Consider the following 23,274-nt stretch of genomic DNA (forward strand, 5'->3'; position numbering starts at 1 on the left):
AGCTCATGATCGAAGCCCCGGTAAACGGCGGCCGTAACTATAACGGTCCTAAGGTAGCGAAATTCCTTGTCGGGTAAGTTCCGACCTGCACGAATGGCGTAATGATGGCCACGCTGTCTCCAGCCGAGACTCAGTGAAGTTGAAATTGCGGTGAAGATGCCGTATACCCGCGGCTAGACGGAAAGACCCCGTGAACCTTTACTATAGCTTGGCACTGAACATTGACCCTACATGTGTAGGATAGGTGGGAGACTATGAAGATGAGACGCCAGTCTTGTTGGAGTCAACCTTGAAATACCACCCTTGTAGTGTTGATGTTCTAACCTGGGCCCCTAATCGGGGTTAGGGACAGTGCCTGGTGGGTAGTTTGACTGGGGCGGTCTCCTCCCAAAGAGTAACGGAGGAGCACGAAGGTTGGCTAAGTACGGTCGGACATCGTACGGTTAGTGTAATGGCATAAGCCAGCTTAACTGCGAGACAGACACGTCGAGCAGGTGCGAAAGCAGGTCATAGTGATCCGGTGGTTCTGAATGGAAGGGCCATCGCTCAACGGATAAAAGGTACTCCGGGGATAACAGGCTGATACCGCCCAAGAGTTCATATCGACGGCGGTGTTTGGCACCTCGATGTCGGCTCATCACATCCTGGGGCTGAAGTCGGTCCCAAGGGTATGGCTGTTCGCCATTTAAAGTGGTACGCGAGCTGGGTTCAGAACGTCGTGAGACAGTTCGGTCCCTATCTGCCGTGGGCGTTGGATGATTGAGGGGAGCTGCTCCTAGTACGAGAGGACCGGAGTGGACGAACCGCTGGTGTTCGGGTTGTCATGCCAATGGCATTGCCCGGTAGCTACGTTCGGAATCGATAACCGCTGAAAGCATCTAAGCGGGAAGCGAGCCCCAAGATGAGTCATCCCTAGGGCCTAGAGCCCTCTGAAGAGCCGTTCGAGACCAGGACGTTGATAGGCAGGGTGTGTAAGCGTTGCGAGGCGTTGAGCTAACCTGTACTAATGACTCGAGAGGCTTAACCATACAACCCAGATGGGTTTTACGGACTTGAAGAAGTTAGATACTTGATTGAAGTTTGAACTCAGGCTCTGAAAAGAGCACAGCCAAGAATACCGGTCGCTTAGCTCAGCCGGGAGAGCACCTCCCTTACAAGGAGGGGGTCACTGGTTCGATCCCAGTAGCGACCACCATATTTCAAAGCAACAGCTTTCTGAATTGAAGAACAAAGGTTAATGACGCAGGTAATTGTTTGGCTGACAAAGCCGTGACGAGCGAGCCGCGCAGTGTACTGAAGTACATGAGCAGTGTAGCGAGGAAACAATACCGTCAGACGGACAATTAACCAGTAAGAATATGTCTGGTGACAATAGCATTGTGGTCCCACCTGATCCCATCCCGAACTCAGAAGTGAAACGCAATCGCGCCGATGGTAGTGTGGGGTCTCCCCATGTGAGAGTAGGTCATCGCCAGACGCCCAATAAACGATGGATCCCCAGCACTTTGTGTTGGGGATTTTTCGTTTTAATTGCATTTTGAAATGTCCACTCTCACATGGGGAAGATAAAGAGTCCGAACGCAGTGAGGCACAATTCCATGTGGAGTAGGGTGAGGTTATCGCGTTTATCAAACTCAGTTTGATGCGACAGACGAACGCGGAGAGCTTGCTCGAAGCGGGCCATCGCCAGACGCCCAATTTTATCTTCACTTTCTTAAAAAGTGGAGACAAAACAGTAACAAAAAAGCCCTAGCTAAATGCTAGGGCTTTTTTGTTTGTCTCGTTTCCAGCGAGCACGACTTAACATGCAGCCCAAAGCTGCTGGCGCAGTGTGTGCCCCTCAGCTCGCAGCCAAGCTGCTTCGCGCTACAGCCATCTATCAAGCTGTGCTTGATGAGCAGATGTCTTTCGCCCCCATGTGAGATGGTGCTGTGGAGATATTGAGAATAGATTGACCCGCTTGTCTGGGCAGATTTATCCAGTCTCTGGAGCACAAAGACTTCACCCAACCGGTATCCTCAATAAAGGTACTCGAGGCTTAAGTAAAGAAGCCACCTGAACAAGGTGGCTTTTTTGCGTTTGGAACCTGTGAATTTTGCATTAATCCAGCTCTAGATGTCTGGCGCTGTATGGTGATGACTCACCTATCTTGCTAACCTATCATCGTTCACCTTTCCATTATTCCCTCAATTACTATTTGATGCCGCTTGGATGACAGTTACCGGACTCCTAGGAAATGAATCGATCACAGCTTGTGCTTCTTTTGGGGTTGTTTATGATCTTGGGATTGCCAGAAAAAGGAGTCAGGCATGAAGCAGACCAATTCCCAAAAGAAACTCACGGTTGAACGCTTGCTGAGAGTCGATGGCACTGAGGCTAATCTATACCGGGGGGAAGAGAACATCTTTTTCTTAGCGGATGATAAGGGTTGCCTGTTGCCGATTAAAGATAAGGAAGGAGCCACTATCTATGGCATAGATACTAAGGCTTTTGCCCATCTTGGCGGCCACTTCTACGGCGATAAGACTCATCTCTATATACGTCCTGAGCGCAGCGGTCGCTGGGGTGTCTTTCCTCTGGTCCACGGTCACTTGAGAATATTGAATGAATGGTATGCATTTGATGAGCGCTATCTTTACTCCGGGATGTTTGGCGCTCGTAGGCGTATTGAGGGGGAACTCAGGATACCTCCGGGAAAGGGATACTATGCTGTCGATAGTAAACATGCCTACATAAATTCGACCAGAATAAACAATAGCTGCGCTGCCAGTTTCATCGGCCTGGAGTGCGATTATGCCCGAGATGCGAGTCAGGTGTATTTTCGTGGCAAGGCCATTGAAGGCGCTGACCCTGATAGTTTTCTGAGCTTTAACTTCAACGAACGCACGGGATTAGGCTTCGATGCCATCGACAAATACAGGGGCTACAATCTGGGGAAGGCCGACTCGAATAGTGCGGAGATAAAAGATCTTCAACTTTTCTTCAGTCTCTATCCGGGAAGTGAACAGACATACTCCTGGCTGTTAAACAGCAAAAGCAGTACCGACGAAACGGAACTCAGCTGGCAGTTTTTGGGTGATGGTTTTGCCGTTACTGAGCAGGCGGTTTATTTCACGCTACCGCCTTTTGCCTTGGCGGGAGAAAGTCTGCAAGGAAACCATGCAGGACGACTGCAGGATAAGGACAAGTATCAATGCTTGACTGAACTGGCGCCGGGCAAGTTCCAATATTTACAGTAGGGCTATTATCTGTATGACTGCCAACTCTACTGGCGAGACCTTGAAGACAGGTACCATTTTTGTGCGTTAAAGCTCAGTAAGGTCAATGCCGCGACGTTTACTTGTATTGGTGGTGAGTATTTCACTGATGGGAGCAAAGTCATCTGTCGTGGCAAGATATTGAAAGGTGTTCAGCCAGACGTTGTACAGCTTTACTCTGAATACCTATTGAGTGACGGCCTGTCGCTCTATTATCGGGGCAAGAAATTGAGTCGTGTGATGCTGGAGAACTTTGAATACTTCGGACACCATTATTTCAGTATTGCAGGACAGCTTTATCGTCATGACCGCGAGTTGAAAAACGCCAAGTCTCAATCGGTTTACCAAAGCAATTGCCGCTTTATCTCCGCTGAGTGTCTTGCCCTGAATAATGGCAGGGTGATTTATCGTAATCTTTTGCAAAACAAACAATTGGATGGTGCAAGTTTGGTAGTTTTCAATCACTACTTTGCCAAGGATGGTAAGCATGTATATTGCATCGACTGGAATGACAGGTTTCATGTAATAGCTGAGGCTGATCCGAAAACCTTTCACGCTCCAGATTTCAGACAAGATGTTAAGTTGCAGCAAAAAGGGCATGATAAGCAACGGACTTTTGATTGGCGGCAGTTGTTACCTGAGTCCGAATATTCCTGAGTCTTTGGCTTATGTTCTGGGCTGGTTCGCTGTTTACGGCTGCTTGGTTTTGTCTAGAGAAAACCCTGGATGCGCACCACGGCTTGGCTTTGCCTGAAAAAGCTGCAATCAGAGGTGTTTGTGCCAAAAAGTCCTTTACCTTTAGGAAGGCTTTTTGCATAATGCCCCTCGTTCCACAGGGGTGTAGTTCCAATTGGTAGAACAGCGGTCTCCAAAACCGACGGTTGCGGGTTCGAGTCCTGCCACCCCTGCCACATTCCAGACGGCCCGCATAGCAATATGCGGGCCGTTTTCCTTTATGACGGCATTCAAAGTTTCTCTGTTCTCGATATAAAAACAGCAGCCCTACAGGCTGCTGTTTGAGCTACCACTTTGCTTACTGAACCATGAGCAAGCAGGGATTACCAGGTGTAGTTGATACTCAGCTCCAGGCTTCTCGGTTCACCAAAGAAACCCTGGTTGTAAAAGTCGATGCTGGAATAATACTTCTTGTCGAACAGGTTCCGGACATTTAACCTGGCAACTAGATTGTCCTGTATTTGATAGCTGGCCATCAGATTAGCCAGGAAATAGCTATCCTGCCTGGAAGAAGCTTTGTTAGGGCCTACCTGGTCTTTGTAGGTTTTACTTTGCCAGCTGATGTTGCCTCCCAGAGTCAGATCGCTCAGCGCCCCGTCGAAGTGATACAGGCTGGAAATACGCAGCAGATGCTTGGGCAAATGAGTCCCGAAGGGGCTGCCATCGGCCTTTTCTGATTCGCTATAGGTATAGCTGAAGAACACGTCCAAGTCGTCGCTGGGGTGGCCGCTAAGCTCCAATTCGAAACCTTTATTGTTGGCGCCTTTCACCGCTCGTTGAGGGAAGCTGCCATCCGGTAGCGGTGGTTGCCCGGGATCGGCTTCGGCGACATTATCTTTTTGCACCTTGAATACCGCCAGGCTTGCCGTCAGCGCTTCGTTGAAGAAGTCCCCCTTGGCCCCCAACTCTATGTTGTCGCCTGTGACGGGATCCAGGTACTGGTTATTAATGTCTTTGGCATTCTGGGGTTGAAAGATTTCGGTATAGCTGGCGTAAAGCGACAGGGTATCGTTGAGCTTGTATACCAGTCCGGCGTAAGGCGTGAAAACATCATCATGTTTATAATCCTTGTTGTCCTGGTTTACCTCCATTTCATATTTACTCAATCTGGCACCCAAGATAAGAGTGACATCGTCATGCAGAGATAATTGGCTAGCCAGATAGGCACCCTGCTGGGTTTCGGTCGATTCGCTGCGCTGGGGAGTTTGTGTGTAGGAGGGTTCATTGATGCTGCCATCCCACTCAAAGAAATTACCCACTTGCAGAGTGTCGCTGCTGTAATATGAATCGGCGTCCACTTCCTGCTTGGAGTAGAGCAGACCCGCAGTTAACCTGTGGCTACGGCCAAAGAGTTCGAAGGGACCCGAAACAAACAGCCTGGCTGCATCTTGATCGCGCCAGGATTGGTAAATCATAGGAAGAGCCCCCATTCCCAGGCCGGTTGTTTTATCGGGATAACCGGACAAGTACAGCAGATGGCCATCCATTTCATCTTCTCTGTGCTCCAAGTCGATTCTCAGATCCCAGTCGCTATCGAAGCTGTGCTCAACTGAAGCGAAAACATTGGTGCCTTCCCGTTCCCAACGGGACCAGGATGCGGCAGTAGTACTGGAGGTGGACAGATCATCCGCCAGGCTTCCATCGGCATAAAACAGTGGTAACCCACCCCAAGTTGAGCCTTTGGGATCGCGTTTACTATGATCGGCTCCGATCAACAGTTTGGTTTGGTCACTGAGAGCGGCGCTGAACACAGCATAGAGTTGTAGATTTTGCTCTTCCGAGAGATTAACGTAGCTTTCTTTATCCTCGTAGGCTGCAGCAACCCGCGCCTGATACTTACCATCCTGGTCCAGATCAAATGAGCCGTCACCCTCGACTCGGTAACTATTCCAGGAGCCTAGCTTGGCACTCAGATAACCTGATGGATAGGCCTTGGGGCGTTTGCGGATCAGGTTTATGGCGGCCGAGGGTTCACCTGCACCAGTCAGGAGCCCTGTGGCACCACGGACTATCTCCACTCGGTCAAAGATGATGGTATCTGTAACCGCATCGTTGAAGAAGCTGCTGTAGTTGACCGGCACCCCATCAAACTGAAAGTTGGTGATAGGATTGCCTCTGGCATTGAAAAAGTAACGATTGGTTTCAGCCTGCTGGGCATAGATCCCTGGGCTAAGGGTCATGATCTCGGCAATATTATTCAAAGAGAAACTCTGAATAAATTCCTGATCTATGATGGACACAGATTGCGGCGTTTCCCTGAGTGTCAGTGGCAGTCCAGTTGCCGTGGCAGCCTTGTCCAGGCGACTGCCCTTGATCTGTATTACTTCAATATCGCTTGAGTCTGTTGTGGTTTCCTGGTCCTTTGCGTATGCCTGCGGTACCAGACTGATGCCCGCCAACAGGCTGGCAGTGACGACTCTGTGCATATTTCCCCTCTCAATATGATGGCTTGTGTTAGCTGAACTTGGTTTTTCTGTAGTTATTATTGCGATATTGATAATGATTTCTATTGTATTTACAATTCAGCTTTATTTTTTAGCCATGAGAAACTATGCCGAAGATAAGTAATCGCATGTGGTTCCTGTTTCACGGATGGTGTTCATTGCCTATCTGGTTGCTGTTCTGCTTCGTATGTTTGACCGGGACAGTGGCTGTTTTGAGCCATGAGATTACCTGGCTGACGAATCCCGCGGCCAGGGCATTGAATCCGGATGCTTTACCGGAAAAGAGCGTTGCCGAGTTGGTGGAGAATGTGCAGCGTGCTTACCCTGATGCCGATGTCAGCAATGTGATGCTGTTTGAGCCTTATCTGGTGAATGCCGTAGTGTTCTCCGATGTCGACAAGCCCTTTGCTATCGCTTATGTGAACCAGTACAGCGGAGAGATCCAGGAGGTGAACAGTGGTATTACCTTCATCGGATTTATGCGCTCATTGCATGGTTGGTTGCTGTTTCCCTGGCAAAACGGTTTTAGTGTCGGGTATTACCTGGTCAGTGGTTTATCACTGTTGATGTTGGGGTCTGTGATATCCGGGATGGTTATATACAAGCGTTTCTGGCGTAGTTTCTTCAGCCCCAAATTAAGATTCAACCAAGGTAAGAGAACCCTGGTGACAGATTTGCATCGCCTGCTGGGTGTTTGGTCTATCTGGTTTATTGTCCTGATGAGTCTTACCGGTCTTTGGTATCTGGCACAAGGAATAATGTGGCATGCCGATGTCGATATCGAGCCCCACACGCCTCTGGTTGATATCGCCGATGTGCCAATGGGCGAAGCCAGACCTCAGCCCTCTTTGAGTCTTGAACAGGCTCTGTTACAGGCCAAAGAGCAGTTTCCCGACTTTCATCCCAGTTATATCAGTTTGCCGGAGCACAACCGGGACCTCTATCGTTTGCAGGGCAGTGGCGATTTCCTGTTTTATGACCAGTATGCCTACGGATTGGAACTGGATCCCTGGAGCGGCGCAATCGTCAGTAGCAAGTCACCGCAAACCATGACCACATTGCAAACTATGATGCATATTGCCGATCCCTTGCATTACGGCACTTTGGCTGGCGTTTGGACCAAGATTATCTGGTTCCTGTTTGGCTTATTACTCAGTGGTATGTCTATCACCGGATTTATGATCTGGAGCAGTCGCATATTCAAGGCTGGCAGGCGTCAACAAGAGGTGCCATTAGTGGCAGAGCAACAGGAGAGTTATTGATGAAGAAACGGCTTTCTTTTTGGCAGCGCAATAAATTCAAGCTCAACGGAGTGTTGTTATTGCTGCCCATCTGGTTTCTCTATCGCTCCTTGACGCCTGAATTACCAGTGAGCTGGTCATCAGTAAGTGCCGGGCCGTTTGAGGTAGAGGCCACTCCGGCCGATATGGCGCCGGCTTATCTGCACCATGGTGAATATGTGAAGGACTTTGCCCTGAGGTTTATTGCAGGAGAAGTGAGTGATATTCGCCAGGGATACCTGAATATTGGTCCTGAGCCACTGGCGCTGGAGGTGTTGCAGCAAGGTGAGAGTGGCATCTTGCACGGAAGTCGCCACGGCCAACATGTACACGCCATAGCTCCGGCCGCGTTCGGCGCGGCCGATAAGTTATGGCTAACTCTTGAAGACTGGCACGGACGGCGTTATGTCGCTCATTGGCCTTTGCCGTCGGCTTGGGTGTTAGTGCAGTAATTACTGCACTAACAAGCTGCGAAGCATCCAGGCGGTCTTTTCATGCAGCTGAATACGCTGGGTCAGCAGATCTGCCGTTGCTTCGTCATTGGCCTGGTTCACCAAAGGGTAGAGTGCCCGGGCGTTTCGAATAATGATCTCCTGGCCTTCCAGCAGTTCCTCAAGCATCTGTTTGGCATCTGTGATGCCTGAGTCTTCTTTTATTTCGGTCTGAGCGGCGTAGGCGCTGTAGGATCCCAAGGCTCTTTCACCCAGGGCTCTGACCCGCTCTGCTATGACATCCACTGCGGCAGCCAATTCGGTGTACTGCTCTTCAAACAGTTGGTGTAGGCTGGTGAACATGGGGCCTGTCACGTTCCAGTGGAAGCTGTGAGTCTTAAGATAAAGGCTGTAGGTGTCAGCAAGTAAGCGATTCAAACCGTTGGCTATTTCCAGACGATCGGCTTGATTGATCCCGATATTGATATTCATAATATAACCTCCGTAAATGATCTGTTTTCTATACTACTCCGGAGTTTAATTAGTTAAAGTGGATAAAGTAGATATCTGCAATCGATTTTGTTTAAGTTGGTTGCCGGGGGATTTGCTCTCAGGTCACAGACAGTTGCTGAGCAAGCTGGTATTCTAAAGCGCTTAACTTGGAAGCTCTGTTGCGGGTTTCCTTCAGTCATTTTTTGCCCTTCTTGTTCGTCCCTCGGCTATGGATTTTGGGCGACATTTTCAAACTGCGTTAAAGCGGAGCGCAATCACCATGAATAAATATCTGCACGCCATGGGAATAGAGCTGTGGCGCAGTAGACAAGACTCTCCCTCCCAGGTGCCTTTCATGCTGTTGGTGCCTGATGCTGACGAGAGCGTATTGCAACATCCTCTGGTGCTCAAGGTGTTGGCGTTATTGGGACTGGAGGCCGGGCAGTGCAGCGTCGGTAATCGGCCTGTGGCTGGGCAAGAGGTGATATGGAATATGTTCCCTGAGCCTGTTGAAGGGGCCTGGCTGAATTCATCGCAGCCGGCGCAATTGATGTCAGGCAGTGAGGGCAAGCGCGCCCTATGGCAACAGATTTGGCACAGGTTGGAGGCGAAGTGACAGAGGTTATTGCAATCAGAGCCTTGGAGGCCGATGACCTCGACGAGATGATGAAAATTGAACAACTGGCCCATGAGTTTCCCTGGAGTGAGGCGACTCTGGGCAGTTGCTTTGGCCGTTTTTACCGGGCTCTGGGGTTATATCTAGGACCGGAGCTTCAAGGCTTTTGCTTGCTGCAGGTCTTGTTCGAGGAAGCGACCCTGATGAATATCTGTATCGCTCCTGCCGCACAAGGTCAGGGGTTGGGGCGGCAATTATTACAGGCGGCAATCGAGCTGCTTAAAGAGAGTGGTGTGGAGAGATTATTGCTGGAAGTCAGGGTGGGTAATGCCGCCGCTATCGCCTTGTATCGGCGCCTGGGCTTTATTGAGACCGGCTCCAGGGCCGATTACTATCAGGCCAAAGAGGGCCGGGAAGATGCTCTGCTGATGGAGTTGTCTCTTCACTCCTCTTAGTCTCTCTTGGCTCTTCTTCGCTCATCCCGGTTAATATGGGCAGAGGCAGCTATGTCAGAGCTTTGCCGCTAACCCTAAAGCTTTTAATTGTGCCCATAAATAGAAAAACAGCGCCTGTGGGCGCTGTTTCTTTAGGTGCTTGGGCTTGGTCTATTTGACCTCTTTCCCTTGGGCCTGAAGGTCTGCATGGTAGCTTGAGCGAACCAGCGGGCCACAGGCGGCGTGGGTAAAGCCAAGTTCGGTTGCCAGGTTGTGGAAGTCGTCAAACTCCTTGGGAGTCACGTAACGCTCTACCGGCAAGTGGAACTTGGATGGCTGCAGATACTGGCCCAGAGTCAGCATGTTGACATTGTGAGCGCGCAGATCTCTGAGCACCTGTTCAATCTCTTCATTGCTTTCACCCAGTCCGAGCATGATCCCCGACTTGGTCGGGATATCCGGATGGCGTTCTTTAAAGCGTTTGAGCAGATCCAATGACCACTGATAGTTGGCACCGGGACGGGCCTTACGATAGTGAGCCGGAGCCGTTTCCAGGTTGTGGTTGAATACATCCGGTGGCTCGGTCGCCAGAATATCCAGCGCCTGATCGATACGGCCGCGGAAGTCAGGCACCAATATCTCTATCTTGATCTCAGGGTTGAGTTTACGGATCTCACGGATACAGTCGGCGAAGTGCTGGGCGCCGCCGTCACGCAGATCGTCACGATCCACAGAGGTGATCACCACATACTTGAGCTTCATATCCTTGATGGTCTGTGCCAGCTTGAGTGGCTCCTCGGCGTCAGGCTTGAGTGGACGGCCATGGGCTACGTCACAGAAGGGACAACGCCGGGTACAGATGGCACCGAGGATCATAAAGGTGGCTGTACCATGGTTGAAGCACTCGGCCAGGTTCGGGCAAGAGGCTTCTTCACACACTGAGTGCAAACCATTTTTACGCAGTGCCTGTTTGATATCCAGGATCCGCTGATTGGAAGATGGCAGCTTAACCCGCAACCAATCGGGCTTGCGCAGCATGGTGTCGCGCTCTGATGGCACAACTTTGACCGGGATTCGGGCGACCTTTTCGGCGTCCCGCAATTTCACACCGGGCTGTAATCTTTCTGGCCTATTCATATGACTCTGCTAATCCTTGGTGATGCACTGTTTGCTCATAGCCCAAACGTTGGCTAAAAGTTTCAATCAGGTGTTGGCCTGCCTCCTCGACACTCTGGGGGCCACCGAGTGCTTTGCACTGGGCCATTTCGAGTCCGGCATAACCACAGGGGTTGATACGACGAAAAGGGGCGAGATCCATGTCGACATTCAGCGCCAAGCCGTGGAATGAGCATCCCTTACGGATCCTCAGCCCCAAAGAGGCGATTTTACGCTCCTCGACATAGACACCCGGCGCATCGGCCTTGGCGTAGGCTGGAATATCGAAGCGCTTGAGCAGCTCCACCAGGCTTTGTTCTATGTCGGTAACCAGCTGTCTTACCCCAAGCTTGCGCCGTTTGATGTTGATAAGAGGGTAGGCGACCAACTGCCCCGGGCCATGGTAAGTTACCTGGCCACCGCGATCCACCTGGATCACCGGGATATCGCCGGTGTTGAGCAGATGCTCACTCTTACCGGCCTGGCCTTGGGTGAAAACCGGTGGATGCTCCACCAGCCAGAGTTCATCTGGGCTGTGTTCGTCACGGGTGTCGGTATAGTGCTGCATGGCATGCCATACAGTCTCATAATCCATGTTACCCAAGTGGCGGATATGCAATGTATTGTCTGGCAAGGGCAACGTCTCCCCCTCTGTTTGAGATGATACCAATCAGTATCAAGCTGTGCTCACTTTCTGATACCGGCAGGTATTATACGCTTCGGCAGGAAAAATGTAATCCAGATCACACTTTCTCTGCCGAGTGCCAGGTATCAGAGTACCCGGCGAACGCCTTCAATAGCGGCAAGTTCAGTGTACAAGGTTTCGATATGTTCCTTGCTGGTCACTCTCACATTTATGGTCACCGAGATATAGGTGCCTTTGCTGGAGGCCTTGGTGGTAGGGCTGTAATCGCCGGGGGCGTGCTTCTGGACGACTTCGACTACGCGGTCGGCCAGGGTATCGCTGGCATCGCCAACCACTTTAAATGGGAAGGAGGTTGGAAACTCCAGATACTGATCAAAGGTGGTACTTATCATGGGATTGAGATTCTCATGGCAAAATAATAACGGCTATATGGCGGCTATTATATCCCAATTCAAGGGGCGGATCTTCTCGCGAATAGCACAGAGAGTTTGACAAAGGGCGCCGGCCATTGACGGCGCCCTTGGGTGTTACAGCGGCGAGGTGGCCTGTTCGAGCCAGGCCTGTGATTCGCCACTCATCAGCGGTGACAGAGTCTGATAAACGCGGCTGTGATAGTCATTGAACCAATTGAGCTCAGCTTCAGTAAGCAGACTCTTGTCTATCAAGCGTTTATCCATGGGGATCAGAGTCAGAGCGTCGAACTCGAATATCTCCCGCTCTGCCCCTTTGAGCGCTTCACAGGGGCGTACTTCCACCAGGTTTTCCAGACGGATACCGAAGGCATCTGTACGGTAATAGCCGGGCTCGTTAGAAAGCACCATTCCGGGCAGCAAGGGGATGGCATTGAGGTTCTTGCCTATTCTTTGTGGGCCTTCATGAACGCTGAGGAAGTGGCCAACACCATGGCCCGTGCCGTGGTCGTAGTCAAAACCGTGTTGCCACAAGTATTGACGGGCAAAGGCATCCAGTTGTTGTCCCGTAGTGCCCCGTGGGAAGCGGGCCTGATCCAGGGCGATATGCCCCTTTAGAACCAAGGTCACCATCTTTTTCTGCTCGGCGCTGACTTCACCTATGGCTATGGTGCGGGTAACGTCCGTGGTGCCGTCCAAATACTGGGCGCCAGAGTCCACCAGATAGATGCTGTTCATCTCCATCATGGCCGGAGTGCCGTTGAGATGGTTATAGTGGCACATGGCCGCATTGCCGCCGGTGGCGGAAATAGTGTCAAAGCTTGGCTCGCGGTAGAGAGGATCCTCAAGGCGATAGCTCTCGAGCTTATCAGCCAGAGTGCCCTCATCGTAGAGGCGGCCTGCGGCCACTTCGGCATCCAACCAAGCCAGGAAACGGCTCACGGCAACGCCGTCACGGATATGGCTGGCGCGCATTCCCTGCAGTTCGGCACTGTTTTTACAGGCCTTGGGTAGTGCCACAGGATCGAGTCCGGCGATCAGTTTGGCGCCGGCGGCTTTGGCCTGTAATTGGCTGAAGGCGTTGGCATTATTGGGATCGGCTAAAAGCTTTCTGCCTTCAAGCGCTTGCAACGCTTCGGCGAGCTCCGACTCGGCGCGGAAGCTGACACCGGCCCCTACGTGGGCTTCAATCCCCTGGGGTAATTTGGCAAGCTCGGTAAACAGTGTCACCTCACCATTGGCTTCCAGCAGGGCACAGCCCAGTACCACGGGCAACCTGGGCACGTCCTGACCGCGGATATTGAGTAACCAGCAGAAGGAGTCCAGCGCCGCTATCAGCGCTACATCGGCCCCGGCCTTTTTCACCAGGGCGCCGATTTCACTGCGCTTCTGTTCGCTGCTCTTGCCGGCAGACTCGGCATTGAAGAGGATAATGGGCTTGTTTTCCGGCACGGGTCTGCCTTGCCAGTGCAAATCCACCGGGTTGTCGTCAAGCGCCACCAGTGTCATACCCGCCTTGCTCAGTGTGGCTTCGGCATCTTGCTGCCAGGCCAGGGTATGCAACCTGGGATCGTAGCCAATGCGGCAACCGGCCGGCAGCTTTTCCGCCAACCATTGTGCCTGGGGCATATCTGTCAGGCTCTCATAACTGAACAGGGTCGAGTCCACCTGTTGCCTCACCTGCACTGTGTAGCGACCATCAGTAAAAATGGCGGCGCTGTCCTTCATCACAATCGCCATCCCCGCCGAGCCGGTAAAGTCGGTCAGCCAATGCAAACGCTCGTTGTGCGCCGGCACATACTCGCCGAGATACTCGTCGGCACGGGGCTGGATAAAGGCATCGAGTTGGTGTTTGGCCATTTCGCTGCGCACGGCATTAAGCCGTGATGCGATATGGGGGCTCTTGGGCGATTGTGATTGCAACATAGGGGCTCCGCTGATGGTCGGCTTGGGTACCCTTGGCCGACCTTGTCTTTATGAGTGATAGCGGATTATGGCAAGCCCTGAAGTCGCTTCGCAAGGGTGGGCATGTTGAAAAAACTTTAACTGCTGTAAAGGGGGCCAAGTTAATTGCTGCCAAACAGAGTCGCTATGCCGACCAAAAAGGAGCTAACCAGAGTAGCCATCACTCCCTTGCTGACATCTTCACTGCGTACTCTGTCATCGCTTGGTTGTTGATCCCGCGCCAGCTTTTCATTGCGCTGCTCGACATTGTCGGCCACGTTGTCATAGAGATCCTGAGAAGGAGAGTATGGCTGGTTGCTGCAGCCTGCTCCGATGCCCAGAAGCAAGGTCAACAGTAGCACTCTGATACAGTTTCGCTTTCCCACAGTGTTCTTCCTTGAATGAAAATGTTAAAACTGATTGGCTTAGGTTAACTCTATGTATGTTTATTGACCTGTTCAAGGTTTTTATCTGTCTCGACTTTTATTCAAGGATGCCTTTATGCCGCTAAATGTTTGGGTGTTGATGTTGGCGCAGGCCTTTGCCATGAGTGCCACACCTATCATGGTATTGCTCGGAGGCATCATAGGGGCAGAGCTGAGCCCGGTTCCCTCGCTGTCGACACTGCCTATCGCCATGATGGTAGTCGGAGTCGCTGTAGCGATTGTGCCCATCAATATCTTGATGCAGCGTTTGGGTCGGCGACGGGTATTTATCGGTGGCGCCCTGCTGACCAGTGTGGCCGGCGCTATGGCGGCGCTTAGTGTTTGGTATGCCCAGTTCTGGGGATTTTGTGGCAGTGGTCTGCTGCTCGGATGCGGCGGCGCCATTATTCAGCAATACCGTTTTGCCGCCATGGAGTCAGTGGCGCCGACTCTGTCTGCCAAGGCAGCCAGCCGGGTGTTGCTTGGTGGTTTACTCGCCGCCTTCCTCGGGCCAGAACTGGCCTTGCTGGCCAAGGATATTTTGCCGGTAACCTACACAGGTGCATTTTTGATGGTGACTCTGGTCGGTGTGCTGGCGCTGGCCTGCCTGCTGTTTTATCAAGATGAAGGCCCAGTGCTCAAAGCCTCCAAGGTTGAGAGTATGGATATTCGGCCATTGCCAATTATTTTGCGTCAAAGCCGACTCTGGGTTGCCTGCGGCGCCGCAGTTATAGGCTACGCCTTGATGAGTTTTATCATGACGGCGACCCCGGTACATATGCATCACATAGAGCATCACAGCCTGGAGGATACCAAGTGGGTGATCCAGAGTCATGTGATTGCCATGTATCTGCCCTCGCTGATAAGTGGCTACCTGATAGCCCGCTTGGGTCACACCCGCATCATGTTGGCCGGGCTGGCGCTTTACTGCCTGACCTTGGCTCTGGCGCTGGCGGGGCGTGACCTGCTCAACTATTGGAGTGCGCTGGTGATGTTGGGTGTGGGTTGGAACTTCCTGTTTGTTGCCGGCACTTCGCTGCTGCCTGGCTGTTATCGCCCCGAAGAGAGATTCACTGTGCAGTCTTTCAACGATTCTCTGGTATTTGGCTCTCAGGCGTTGGCCTCTCTGGGGGCCGGCTGGGTCATTTATCAGCTCGGCTGGCAACTGCTGCTGGTGATCTGTATTCCCGCCATTGCGACCCAACTTATCCTGATAGCATGGTGGAAGTTAAGTAAAAGCAAAGCGTTACAAATAACAGAACCTTGATGATTAGGTGCGGTGCCGGCAGCACTGTGCTAACATCTTAGGCCGTCTACCGCCTCTGGCGGTACGGTAAAAAGGGGTTTATTAATGTCGACATTAACGATCGAAGTGGGGACTGAAACCGCGCTGTTTCAGCTGCGGCAAGGGGAAACAACAGAACAATATAAAATCCCCACCGGAGAGAGTTTCACCATAGCAGATCTCAATCGGCAATTGGCTGAACTTGAATCTGATTATGGGCTTGCAAACTACCGTCTGGCTCTGGCCTTCCCCGGCATGGTGCGAGACAACCAACTAATATCCTGTCGTGCCTTGCCGGCGCTGGTGGGGCTCAACCCGGAAAAACTCAGCAGCCGTGGTGAACTGGTGGCTATCAGCAATGATATCCACGCCGGTCTGCACGCCATTGCCAGCGTAAAACACCAGTGCGAACTCTTGGTGATGTGTGGCACAGGGATCGGCATGTCACTGGCGCTCAACGGCCGGGTGTTCAGCGGTGCCAATGGTCTGGCCGGTGAGCTTGGGGCTTGCCGGGTGATGACGGAGTCGGGGGAATTCAGCCTCGAACAGTTGGCCAGCGGCGAGTCGGTGCGGCGTCGACGCTTGCGCAACCCGGTAGAACTCTACCGCGCCGGGGCCTATCTGGGGATGGGCATTGCCTGGGCGGTTAACCTGCTCAATCCGCAAAAACTCTGGCTCGCCGGTAACATGTTGGCCAATGCTGACTACTACAAGGGCTGTGTCAGCGGTGTTAAAGACTTGGCGGTTCCTGCCACTGTCAGTCAGTGTCAGATAAGTCGGGTCGACGATATGGAGACCTTGGTCTGCCGCGGCCTGCAAGTAATGCTGATGCAACAGGCCTGATACTCTGGTTCAAGGGGGAGACATCCCCCTTCAAGCCGGTTCCTGGCAGGCCTGACGCATCTTCAACCAGAAGGCCCGTTGGCACAGGTTGCTGAAAGCTTTTTGCTTTGGGCTGATATCGTTTCCTTTCAGCACCCGATAACGGGTCCAGTTATCTTCACAAAGCTCGCCGATATTAGGCTGGCTTGGCTCCTGTTCCAGCTCCTGCTGTTTTTCGATAATGGCGCCATCGGCAAAGTGATATTGCCATAAACCTTCATCGTCCGTGGTGTGAATTTGCACCGATTCCAACAGTTCAGCGCTGCTTGTCCGTCCTTCTATGGCCAGAATATAGTTGGCAAGATCCTGCATATTGTACTCCCGCGTTTGGCGCAAGCAGCATACCAGCGGTCGCCGGAAATTGGCAATTTCGTTTGCTGCTTTAAAATTTGCATACAATATGCTAAAACTCTCGAGCACATTAATACCCAAGCAAATAACGACTAAAAGTAATCAAGCAGGAGAATTCTATGAGCACAGGCGTTGGTGGCTCAACCCCGGAGCAGGAGTTGGCAAAGCTGGTGGATATGACCCGGGATGTCACAGCGGTGGAAGCCGCCGACTTCAAAACCAGGCAACAAAATGCCCAGACGCTGATGCAAGAGTTGGGGATAGATGCCCTCTATCTCAATGCCGGCACCAATCTCTACTATTTCTCCGGCCTGCGTTGGTATGCCAGTGAGCGTATGGTAGGAGCGATTTTGCCCTGTCGTGGTGAGCTGGAATACCTGGCGCCGGCATTTGAACTCGACACCCTCAAGGGCTTTATGTTGCAGCCTGGAGCGGTTAACACCTGGCATGAGCACCAGAGTCCCTATGAGCTGTGCCGCAATGTGCTTGAGCGCATGGGCTGTCTGCGCCCGGGCGCCGTTCTGGCTATAGATGAATCTGCCCCTTTCTTTTTGTTTGATGGCCTGCGTGAGGCTTGCCCCGAGCTTGCCTTTGTCAACGGCGCCAAGGTTAGTGCCCAACTGCGAATGCATAAATCGGCCGCCGAGCTGAGGCTGATTCAGCGGGCGATGGATATGACGCTCGAAGTGCACAAGGCCGCCGCCAGAATATTACGCCCGGGGATCAGTACCGCCGAGGTGGAAGATTTTATCGACAAGGCCCATAGAGCCGTGGGGGCCAGTGGCTCCTATTTCTGCATAGTGCTCTTTGGTGAGGACAGTGCCTATCCCCATGGGGTCAAGTCGCCCAAGACGCTGGAGCCGGGTGACACTGTGTTGATAGACACTGGCTGTCAGCTGCATGGTTACAACTCGGATATTACCCGCACTTATGTATTTGGTACGCCAAGCGAGCGGCAGCGGCAATTGTGGGCGCTGGAACAGGCAGCGCAGAGGGCCGGTTTTGAAGCGGCGGCTTTAGGTGCGCCCTGCAGTGGTGTCGACAAGGCGGCCAGAGCCGTGTTGGAAGGGGCCGGTTTCGGGCCCGGATATCAACTGCCGGGACTGCCCCATAGAACTGGCCACGGCATAGGCTTGGATATTCATGAGTGGCCCTACCTGGTTGATGGCGACAATACCCCACTGGCCGTTGGTATGTGTTTTTCCAATGAGCCCATGCTTTGTGTGCCCGGCGAGTTCGGCGTTCGCCATGAAGATCACTTCTATATGACGGCAGAGGGGCCACGCTGGTTTACCCAGCCGGCCAAGTCGATTGACGATCCCTTCGCGCAGGGTTAACAGCTGTTACTGAAACAACAAACCCGGCTTTGGCCGGGTTTATTGTTGGGGATTGTTAGTTGATCTTGAGTAATTCCACATCAAAAATCAGTACCGAACCCGGCGGGATGGAGCCGGCAGAGCGATTGCCGTAGCCCAGGCTGCTGGGTATAAAGAAGCGCATCTTGTCGCCTTCTGTCATCAACTGAACCCCTTCGGTCCAGCCCTTGATCACCTGATTGAGTGGAAAGGCGATGGGCTCGCCGCGATCGACCGAGCTGTCAAACACAGTGCCGTCAATCAGGGTGCCATGGTAGTGCACTGTCACCTTATCCTTGGGACCCGGATGAACCTGGCCTTGTCCCTTCTGCAGCAACTGATACTGCAGCCCTGAGTCTGTGGTGACCACACCCTCTTTATGCTTATTGGCCTCAAGAAATACCTCGCCCTTGGCAATATTCTCTTTTGCCAGTTTTTGGCCATTCATGGTGGTGAAAAAGTAAAAAATAACTGCGGCGATAACCACCACGGCAAGCAACATTCTCATTTGGGGATCCTCTGTCCTGAAGGTGGCGCTATCTTAGCAGTTGGACTGCGGCATTTACAGCTTCGGGTTATAGTGTACTTTTGTCGGGCTTTATCCCACGGGCAGACTTGTGTAGGCTATTGATAAAAAAGTGAAAGCTAAATCAGCTCTCCGCAGAATAATCATAATAAGACTCAAGGAAACCCCTATGCTCAATCGCGCCTCCCGGCCACTGGTCAAGCTGGTGGATAAGTATCTGCCCGATCCCTATATCTTTGTGCTCCTGCTTACTCTGTTGGTGTTTGCTGCCGCCATGCTCGGCCAGCAAAAGACACCGGTAGAAGTGCTGGGTTATTGGGGCAGTGGTTTTTGGAACCTGCTCAGTTTCTCGATGCAGATGTTGTTGGTGCTGGTCGCCGGTTTTATGCTGGCCAGCTCTCCGCCGGTGAAGAAGCTGCTGGACGCCATAGCGTCTCTGGCCCGTAGTGCGCCGCAGGCTATCATACTGGTGACCTTGGTCTCCTTGGCGGCCAGTTGGCTCAACTGGGGGTTCGGTTTGGTGGTCGGTGCCCTGTTTGCCAAGGCGTTGGCGCGCCGGGTCAAGGTGGATTACCGTTTGCTGGTAGCCAGTGCCTATTCGGGCTTTGTGGTCTGGCACGGCGGCTTGGCGGGCTCAGTGCCTTTGACAGTGGCCACACCAGGACATTTTGCCGAGGCGCAGATAGGCATTATTCCTACCTCGGAAACCATTTTTGCCGACTTTAATCTGCTGCTACTTGCCTTGCTGTTTATCATAATGCCGCTGGTCAATCGCTTTATGCTGCCGGATGACAAAGAGTCTGTGATAGTCGATCCTGCGCTGCTCGAGGATGCTGCGCCGACTCAGAATGAGAACAAACGCCCGGCCGACTATCTGGAGAACAGCCGGATACTCGGGATCCTGGTGGGCCTGTGTGGTCTGGGGTATCTGGGGTATTGGTTCTTTGTTCAGGGGGGCAGTCTCAACCTCAACATAGTCAACTTCCTGTTTCTGTTTCTGGCGATAACCTTGCACCAGACGCCACGCAGTCTGCTGGTCAGTCTCAATGAGGCGATAAAGGGCGGCGCCGGGATAGTGATCCAGTTTCCCTTTTACGCCGGCATCATGGCGGTGATGGTGCAGTCCGGGCTGGCACAGAGTATCTCTTCGGGTTTTGTTGCCATTGCCAGCGCCGAGTCACTGCCATTCTGGAGCTTTATCAGCGCCGGGGTGGTGAATATCTTCGTGCCGTCCGGTGGCGGCCAGTGGGCGGTACAGGCACCTATCATGTTGCCGGCCGCCGAGGCACTTGGCGCCGATGTCGCCAGAGTCGCCATGGCGGTGGCTTGGGGGGATGCCTGGACCAACCTGATCCAGCCTTTTTGGGCGCTGCCTGTGTTGGCCATTGCCGGGCTCAAGGCCCGGGATATCATGGGTTTTTGCCTGATGCAGTTGCTGATCACCGGCGTGGTGATAAGTGTTGCCCTCAGTTGGTTTTAGGCCAGTTATGCTTGCTGATCCCCTTGATATACAGGCTCTTGTGATAGGCCCAACCGAAAGCGAGGATCAGCAGCAACCCCGAAACCACAGGCGTTAGCAAAAACTGCCAGTCGGCCCCGGCCAGCATCACCAGCAAGGGGTTGGCACCGGCCGGTGGATGAGTGGTATTGGTCAACATCATCAGGCCGACCCCGAGGCCGGTTCCCAACCCCAGTGTCAGCGGCGACACTCCCAAGGTGTGCAATAACAAGAGTCCCAGAGCGCAGGTGAGCAGGTGGCCGAAGAAGATGTTTTTCGGCTGCGCCAGCGGGCTTTGGGGCAGGGCGTAGAGCAACACCATAGTGGCACCGAATGGTGCCATCAGCAGCAGACTCCAGCTCAGATTCTGTGTCAGCATCTCCTGTAATCCCGCCAGTAATCCAATACAGCTTCCGGCGCCCAGTGTGGCCCAGGCGGCAGCCTGCCAACGGTTTGTCGCCGCTTGGGCTGTGGTTTTTGCAGCAGGTGTTGCAGTCAGGGGAGGTGTGTTGTCCATATCTGTTTTCCTTTGGTTGTCAGCATTTTTGCTTGGTAGAACAATCGGTCTACCTTTTATGGTAGACAGACCGTTCTACTTTTGTCAAACTCATATTGAATCGTTAAGGAGTGTGAGATGGACAAGGTTTCCCAACTGCTTGCCGGCGCCTTTGAACTCTTTTATCGAGAGAGTGTGCATGGGGTGGGCATCAATCAAATTCTGGCCGAGGCCGGCATAGCCAAGAAGACCCTTTATCATCATTTCGAGGGGAAGGAGGCCCTGGTGCTGGCCGTGGTGCGTTATCGCGATCAGCTGTTTTTTGACTGGTTGAATCAAAGGCTGGAGGCGGCGCAAACGCCGACGGAGCTGGTCCATGAGCTGTTTAACGCCCTGGATGATTGGTTCAACAGCCGGGTTGAGTCCCTGAGCCAGTTTCGCGGCTGTTTCTTTATCAATACCGCCGCCGAGTATCCCTCACCCGAGCATCCGGTAAATCGTCTCTGCCGTGAGCATAAGGCCAGGGTTCAAAATGAGCTTGAGCAGAAATTGTCGTCTTGGCTTGGCAGCGAGCACGCTCGTGAGTTGGCCGGGCAGCTGTGTTTGATTAAAGAGGGGACGATAGTCTCGGCCCAGCTCGTCAGCCGGCAGTATGCTGCCGAGCGCGGCCGCAAGCTGGCACTTGGCTTACTTGATTGAGCTTGTTTGGTAAGTGAGCTTGCTCTTGAGTTTAGAGCCAACCGTTAAAAGGCTATCTCGGGCAGCAGTGCCAGCCATCCCAGCTTAAGGGCGGCGCCAAGCGCCAACAGGTTGAGGCCGACACAGCACCAGAACAGGAGTCTGAAACTTGTTTTACTGGTCTTATGGCGAAACTGGTAGCGTGCCAGCAAAGCGCCAGGCCAGCCACCGAGCAAACCGGTCAGTTGCAGGGTCGACTCCTTGGTGCGCCAGCGGCCAGTTTCGGCGGCCTTTTTATCACTGGCATAGAGCCAATAACAGAGAAGGCTCAGCAGCAGATACCAGACGGGCACCAAGAGCGGCAGCTTACCCAGTGCCACTAAAGCCAGTAGCAGCAGGGCAAACAGGACTGTGAGCTTACCGACGAAAGACTCGTGACTGCTGCGCTTATTCTGCTGACGCTGTTTTTGTTTGAGTCTGCCCCTGTCCTCGGGAAAGAAGGCCTGTTTTGCCTGGCGCCGGCCCTGGTCATCCAGTGTGATGTCAAAGGTCAGTACGTCGCCCACTTGTGGCCTGCGACCGCTCAGGCTCAGTGACTTAATGTGCAGAAATACCCGTTCACTGCCGTCATTGGGGTTGATAAACCCAAAACCTTTATCGTCCTGCCAATGGCTGACTTTTCCTTTGTACTTCATGTATTTGACTCGTGAGTATTCGTGGCGTTATTGATTGGCTTATTGCCAAAGGCCAGACGGCGCCAGAGCCATTCCAGCGGTCCTTGGTTGAAGAACTTAAGGTAGCAGCCGGCCAGTATTATCTGAACCAAGGCATAACCCAAGGCTATGGCCAGGTAGTCTATGCGCTCGAGTGTCAGCAGTAACTCGGGCGCCTGATGGCGAAACAGCCAGATCCCAAAACAGGACTGCAAAATATACAGGCTCAAGGGGATCCGGCCAACCGCCTGCAGGCGTCTTGGCAGCCATGGCAGTCGCCGGCCGAACTTAACCAACAGATGAGCATAGATGATAGCCATGGGAATGGCGCTCAGCATGACCAGAATATCGGAAAGCATCACCAGTTTGGGGCGGGATTGCAGGCTGAGAATCGTGTCCGCCAGCGACAGCAGCAAGCTCAGTGCCAGCAATTTCCCCAATTTGCCCTGGGGTAAACCTTGGTCAAACAGCCCGCGACGATATAGGCTAATCCCCAGCAGCATCACACCGCTGACAAACCACAGCAGAGTAAATGGCAGGGAAATCAGCATCAACAAGGTCATAAACAGGTGCATCAGCAACTGCTCGCCATAGCTGCCGGTCCAGGCGCTGTATTGTTCATTGAAGAGGACGTTGCCGCGGATCCAGGTTGCATCACCCGGCAGCAAGATCATCAAACCATAGGCCAGGGTGCCGATGGCGATAAAGAGCAGTGCCCGCCTTTGCTGTGCTTCAATCTCCAGGTTACGATAATGCCAGGCGAGGAAGCCACAAATGCTATAGGTGAGCAGGATATCCCCCGGCCAGATAAACAGGCTGTGCAGCGCCCCAAAGAGCATCAGCCAGAGTAAGCGTGAGCGGATTAAGGGGAAGGGCTCCAATCCTCTGGCGAGGAAATTCTGTTGTTGAATATAGAGGCCGACACCGAAGAGCATGGAAAACAGGCTGAGGAAGCGCCCTTCCAGCAGAAAATTACTCAGGGTTTCGGTAATGGCATCGGTTAAATGAAACTCGGGAAAAGGCGCATAACCATATAAGGTGACGCCCATAAAACTGACATTGAGAAAGAATATCCCCAATACTGCCAGCCCTCTGACGGCATCGATATTGGGGTTGTGACTGATTTTGACCGGCTGTCCCTGCATCTTTTTCCTGCTTACTCTTGAGTACCGTCTAAGGCTTCGATTAGCTGAGCCAAGTTAGCAATCAAACCCGAATGAG

23 protein-coding genes, 2 tRNA genes and 2 rRNA genes (1 of these 27 cut by a window edge) are annotated in these 23,274 nt (G+C 52.7%); 15 read left to right on the forward strand and 12 right to left on the reverse strand.

The genetic code is table 11. The features are described from left to right. From E1N14_RS05155 to E1N14_RS05180, 6 genes are all read left to right on the forward strand, one after another. A 23S ribosomal RNA gene (locus E1N14_RS05155) occupies positions 1-1,028 on the forward strand (it extends 1,865 nt beyond the left edge of the window). Positions 1,029-1,119: 91 nt separating this feature from the next. Continuing rightward, a tRNA-Val gene (locus E1N14_RS05160) sits at positions 1,120-1,195 on the forward strand. 166 nt (positions 1,196-1,361) lie between these two features. Next, a 5S ribosomal RNA gene (gene rrf, locus E1N14_RS05165) occupies positions 1,362-1,477 on the forward strand. Between the two features lie 832 nt (positions 1,478-2,309). Then, positions 2,310-3,239: a DKNYY domain-containing protein gene (locus E1N14_RS05170; protein ID WP_025009853.1), complete on the forward strand. Its 930-nt coding sequence runs from the start codon at positions 2,310-2,312 to the stop codon at positions 3,237-3,239. A gap of 159 nt (positions 3,240-3,398) precedes the next feature. Next, a complete protein-coding gene (locus E1N14_RS05175) occupies positions 3,399-3,914 on the forward strand; it encodes a DKNYY domain-containing protein (RefSeq protein WP_162173423.1) in 516 nt (171 codons plus the stop codon). Positions 3,915-4,091: 177 nt separating this feature from the next. Beyond that, positions 4,092-4,168 (forward strand) — tRNA-Trp (locus E1N14_RS05180). Positions 4,169-4,315: 147 nt separating this feature from the next. On the opposite strand, the gene E1N14_RS05185 is transcribed toward E1N14_RS05180, so the two are convergent. Next, complete coding sequence (locus E1N14_RS05185) at positions 4,316-6,418, reverse strand: TonB-dependent siderophore receptor (RefSeq protein WP_025009855.1); 2,103 nt, start codon at positions 6,416-6,418, stop codon at positions 4,316-4,318. 125 nt (positions 6,419-6,543) lie between these two features. On the opposite strand from E1N14_RS05185, the gene E1N14_RS05190 reads away from it, so the two are divergent. Both E1N14_RS05190 and E1N14_RS05195 read left to right on the forward strand, forming a co-directional pair. Next, entirely contained in the window at positions 6,544-7,698 is a 1,155-nt protein-coding gene (locus E1N14_RS05190) for a PepSY-associated TM helix domain-containing protein (protein WP_025009856.1), read from the forward strand. Next, entirely contained in the window at positions 7,698-8,168 is a 471-nt protein-coding gene (locus E1N14_RS05195; RefSeq protein ID WP_037436671.1) for a hypothetical protein, read from the forward strand. Before E1N14_RS05190 ends, E1N14_RS05195 begins: the two co-directional genes overlap by 1 nt. Here the strand turns inward: E1N14_RS05195 and dpsA are convergent, their stop codons facing one another. Further along, positions 8,169-8,639, reverse strand: coding sequence for a DNA starvation/stationary phase protection protein DpsA (dpsA, locus tag E1N14_RS05200; protein ID WP_025009858.1), 471 nt, complete (start codon positions 8,637-8,639; stop codon positions 8,169-8,171). A 280-nt stretch (positions 8,640-8,919) separates the two neighbouring features. On the opposite strand from dpsA, the gene E1N14_RS05205 reads away from it, so the two are divergent. Together E1N14_RS05205 and rimI are read left to right on the forward strand one after the other, a co-directional pair. Then, entirely contained in the window at positions 8,920-9,255 is a 336-nt protein-coding gene (locus E1N14_RS05205) for a DNA polymerase III subunit psi (protein WP_025009859.1), read from the forward strand. Further along, a complete protein-coding gene (rimI, locus tag E1N14_RS05210; RefSeq protein WP_252727298.1) occupies positions 9,252-9,710 on the forward strand; it encodes a ribosomal protein S18-alanine N-acetyltransferase in 459 nt (152 codons plus the stop codon). The genes E1N14_RS05205 and rimI overlap by 4 nt, the downstream gene beginning before the upstream one ends. A gap of 150 nt (positions 9,711-9,860) precedes the next feature. Here rimI and lipA read toward each other — a convergent pair whose 3' ends face one another. From lipA to E1N14_RS05235, 5 genes are all read right to left on the reverse strand, one after another. Next, positions 9,861-10,826, reverse strand: coding sequence for a lipoyl synthase (gene lipA, locus E1N14_RS05215; protein WP_025009861.1), 966 nt, complete (start codon positions 10,824-10,826; stop codon positions 9,861-9,863). After that, positions 10,819-11,478 (reverse strand): lipoyl(octanoyl) transferase LipB, encoded by a 660-nt coding sequence (gene lipB, locus E1N14_RS05220; protein WP_025009862.1) that lies wholly within the window; start codon positions 11,476-11,478, stop codon positions 10,819-10,821. The genes lipA and lipB overlap by 8 nt, the downstream gene beginning before the upstream one ends. Before the next feature lie 137 nt (positions 11,479-11,615). After that, positions 11,616-11,882 (reverse strand): DUF493 family protein YbeD, encoded by a 267-nt coding sequence (gene ybeD, locus E1N14_RS05225; protein WP_028781166.1) that lies wholly within the window; start codon positions 11,880-11,882, stop codon positions 11,616-11,618. 135 nt (positions 11,883-12,017) lie between these two features. Continuing rightward, a complete protein-coding gene (locus E1N14_RS05230) occupies positions 12,018-13,826 on the reverse strand; it encodes an aminopeptidase P family protein (RefSeq protein ID WP_062793353.1) in 1,809 nt (602 codons plus the stop codon). A 140-nt stretch (positions 13,827-13,966) separates the two neighbouring features. Beyond that, on the reverse strand, positions 13,967-14,230 hold the full coding sequence (locus E1N14_RS05235; RefSeq protein ID WP_025009864.1) for a hypothetical protein: 264 nt from the start codon (positions 14,228-14,230) through the stop codon (positions 13,967-13,969). A gap of 115 nt (positions 14,231-14,345) precedes the next feature. Here E1N14_RS05235 and E1N14_RS05240 point away from each other — a divergent pair, with 115 nt between their 5' ends. Both E1N14_RS05240 and E1N14_RS05245 read left to right on the forward strand, forming a co-directional pair. After that, complete coding sequence (locus E1N14_RS05240; protein ID WP_062793354.1) at positions 14,346-15,536, forward strand: MFS transporter; 1,191 nt, start codon at positions 14,346-14,348, stop codon at positions 15,534-15,536. An 84-nt stretch (positions 15,537-15,620) separates the two neighbouring features. Then, positions 15,621-16,397: an ROK family protein gene (locus E1N14_RS05245; RefSeq protein ID WP_025009865.1), complete on the forward strand. Its 777-nt coding sequence runs from the start codon at positions 15,621-15,623 to the stop codon at positions 16,395-16,397. A 30-nt stretch (positions 16,398-16,427) separates the two neighbouring features. Here the strand turns inward: E1N14_RS05245 and E1N14_RS05250 are convergent, their stop codons facing one another. After that, on the reverse strand, positions 16,428-16,748 hold the full coding sequence (locus E1N14_RS05250) for a hypothetical protein (protein ID WP_025009866.1): 321 nt from the start codon (positions 16,746-16,748) through the stop codon (positions 16,428-16,430). 158 nt (positions 16,749-16,906) lie between these two features. Here E1N14_RS05250 and E1N14_RS05255 point away from each other — a divergent pair, with 158 nt between their 5' ends. Next, the gene (locus tag E1N14_RS05255) at positions 16,907-18,124 is read left to right on the forward strand and encodes a M24 family metallopeptidase (RefSeq protein ID WP_062793355.1); all 1,218 of its coding nucleotides are present in this window, start codon (positions 16,907-16,909) and stop codon (positions 18,122-18,124) included. Between the two features lie 55 nt (positions 18,125-18,179). On the opposite strand, the gene E1N14_RS05260 is transcribed toward E1N14_RS05255, so the two are convergent. Continuing rightward, a complete protein-coding gene (locus E1N14_RS05260; protein ID WP_025009867.1) occupies positions 18,180-18,650 on the reverse strand; it encodes a BamJ family beta-barrel-assembly machinery protein in 471 nt (156 codons plus the stop codon). A 187-nt stretch (positions 18,651-18,837) separates the two neighbouring features. Here E1N14_RS05260 and E1N14_RS05265 point away from each other — a divergent pair, with 187 nt between their 5' ends. Further along, positions 18,838-20,148 carry a short-chain fatty acid transporter gene (locus E1N14_RS05265; RefSeq protein WP_025009868.1) on the forward strand — a complete coding sequence of 437 codons (1,311 nt, stop codon included), beginning with the start codon at positions 18,838-18,840 and terminating at the stop codon, positions 20,146-20,148. Here the strand turns inward: E1N14_RS05265 and E1N14_RS05270 are convergent. Beyond that, the gene (locus E1N14_RS05270; RefSeq protein ID WP_025009869.1) at positions 20,135-20,683 is read right to left on the reverse strand and encodes an HPP family protein; all 549 of its coding nucleotides are present in this window, start codon (positions 20,681-20,683) and stop codon (positions 20,135-20,137) included. The two genes, E1N14_RS05265 and E1N14_RS05270, sit on opposite strands and share 14 nt — an antisense overlap. A 117-nt stretch (positions 20,684-20,800) precedes the next feature. On the opposite strand from E1N14_RS05270, the gene E1N14_RS05275 reads away from it, so the two are divergent. Further along, on the forward strand, positions 20,801-21,361 hold the full coding sequence (locus E1N14_RS05275; RefSeq protein ID WP_037436673.1) for a TetR/AcrR family transcriptional regulator: 561 nt from the start codon (positions 20,801-20,803) through the stop codon (positions 21,359-21,361). 44 nt (positions 21,362-21,405) lie between these two features. Here E1N14_RS05275 and E1N14_RS05280 read toward each other — a convergent pair whose 3' ends face one another. Then, a complete protein-coding gene (locus E1N14_RS05280; protein ID WP_025009870.1) occupies positions 21,406-22,035 on the reverse strand; it encodes a DUF1294 domain-containing protein in 630 nt (209 codons plus the stop codon). Beyond that, on the reverse strand, positions 22,032-23,198 hold the full coding sequence (locus E1N14_RS05285; RefSeq protein ID WP_025009871.1) for a DUF418 domain-containing protein: 1,167 nt from the start codon (positions 23,196-23,198) through the stop codon (positions 22,032-22,034). Before E1N14_RS05285 ends, E1N14_RS05280 begins: the two co-directional genes overlap by 4 nt. Between the last annotated feature and the right edge of the window lie 76 nt (positions 23,199-23,274).

The organism is Shewanella algae (assembly GCF_009183365.2).
Classification (GTDB): Bacteria; Pseudomonadota; Gammaproteobacteria; order Enterobacterales; family Shewanellaceae; genus Shewanella; species Shewanella algae.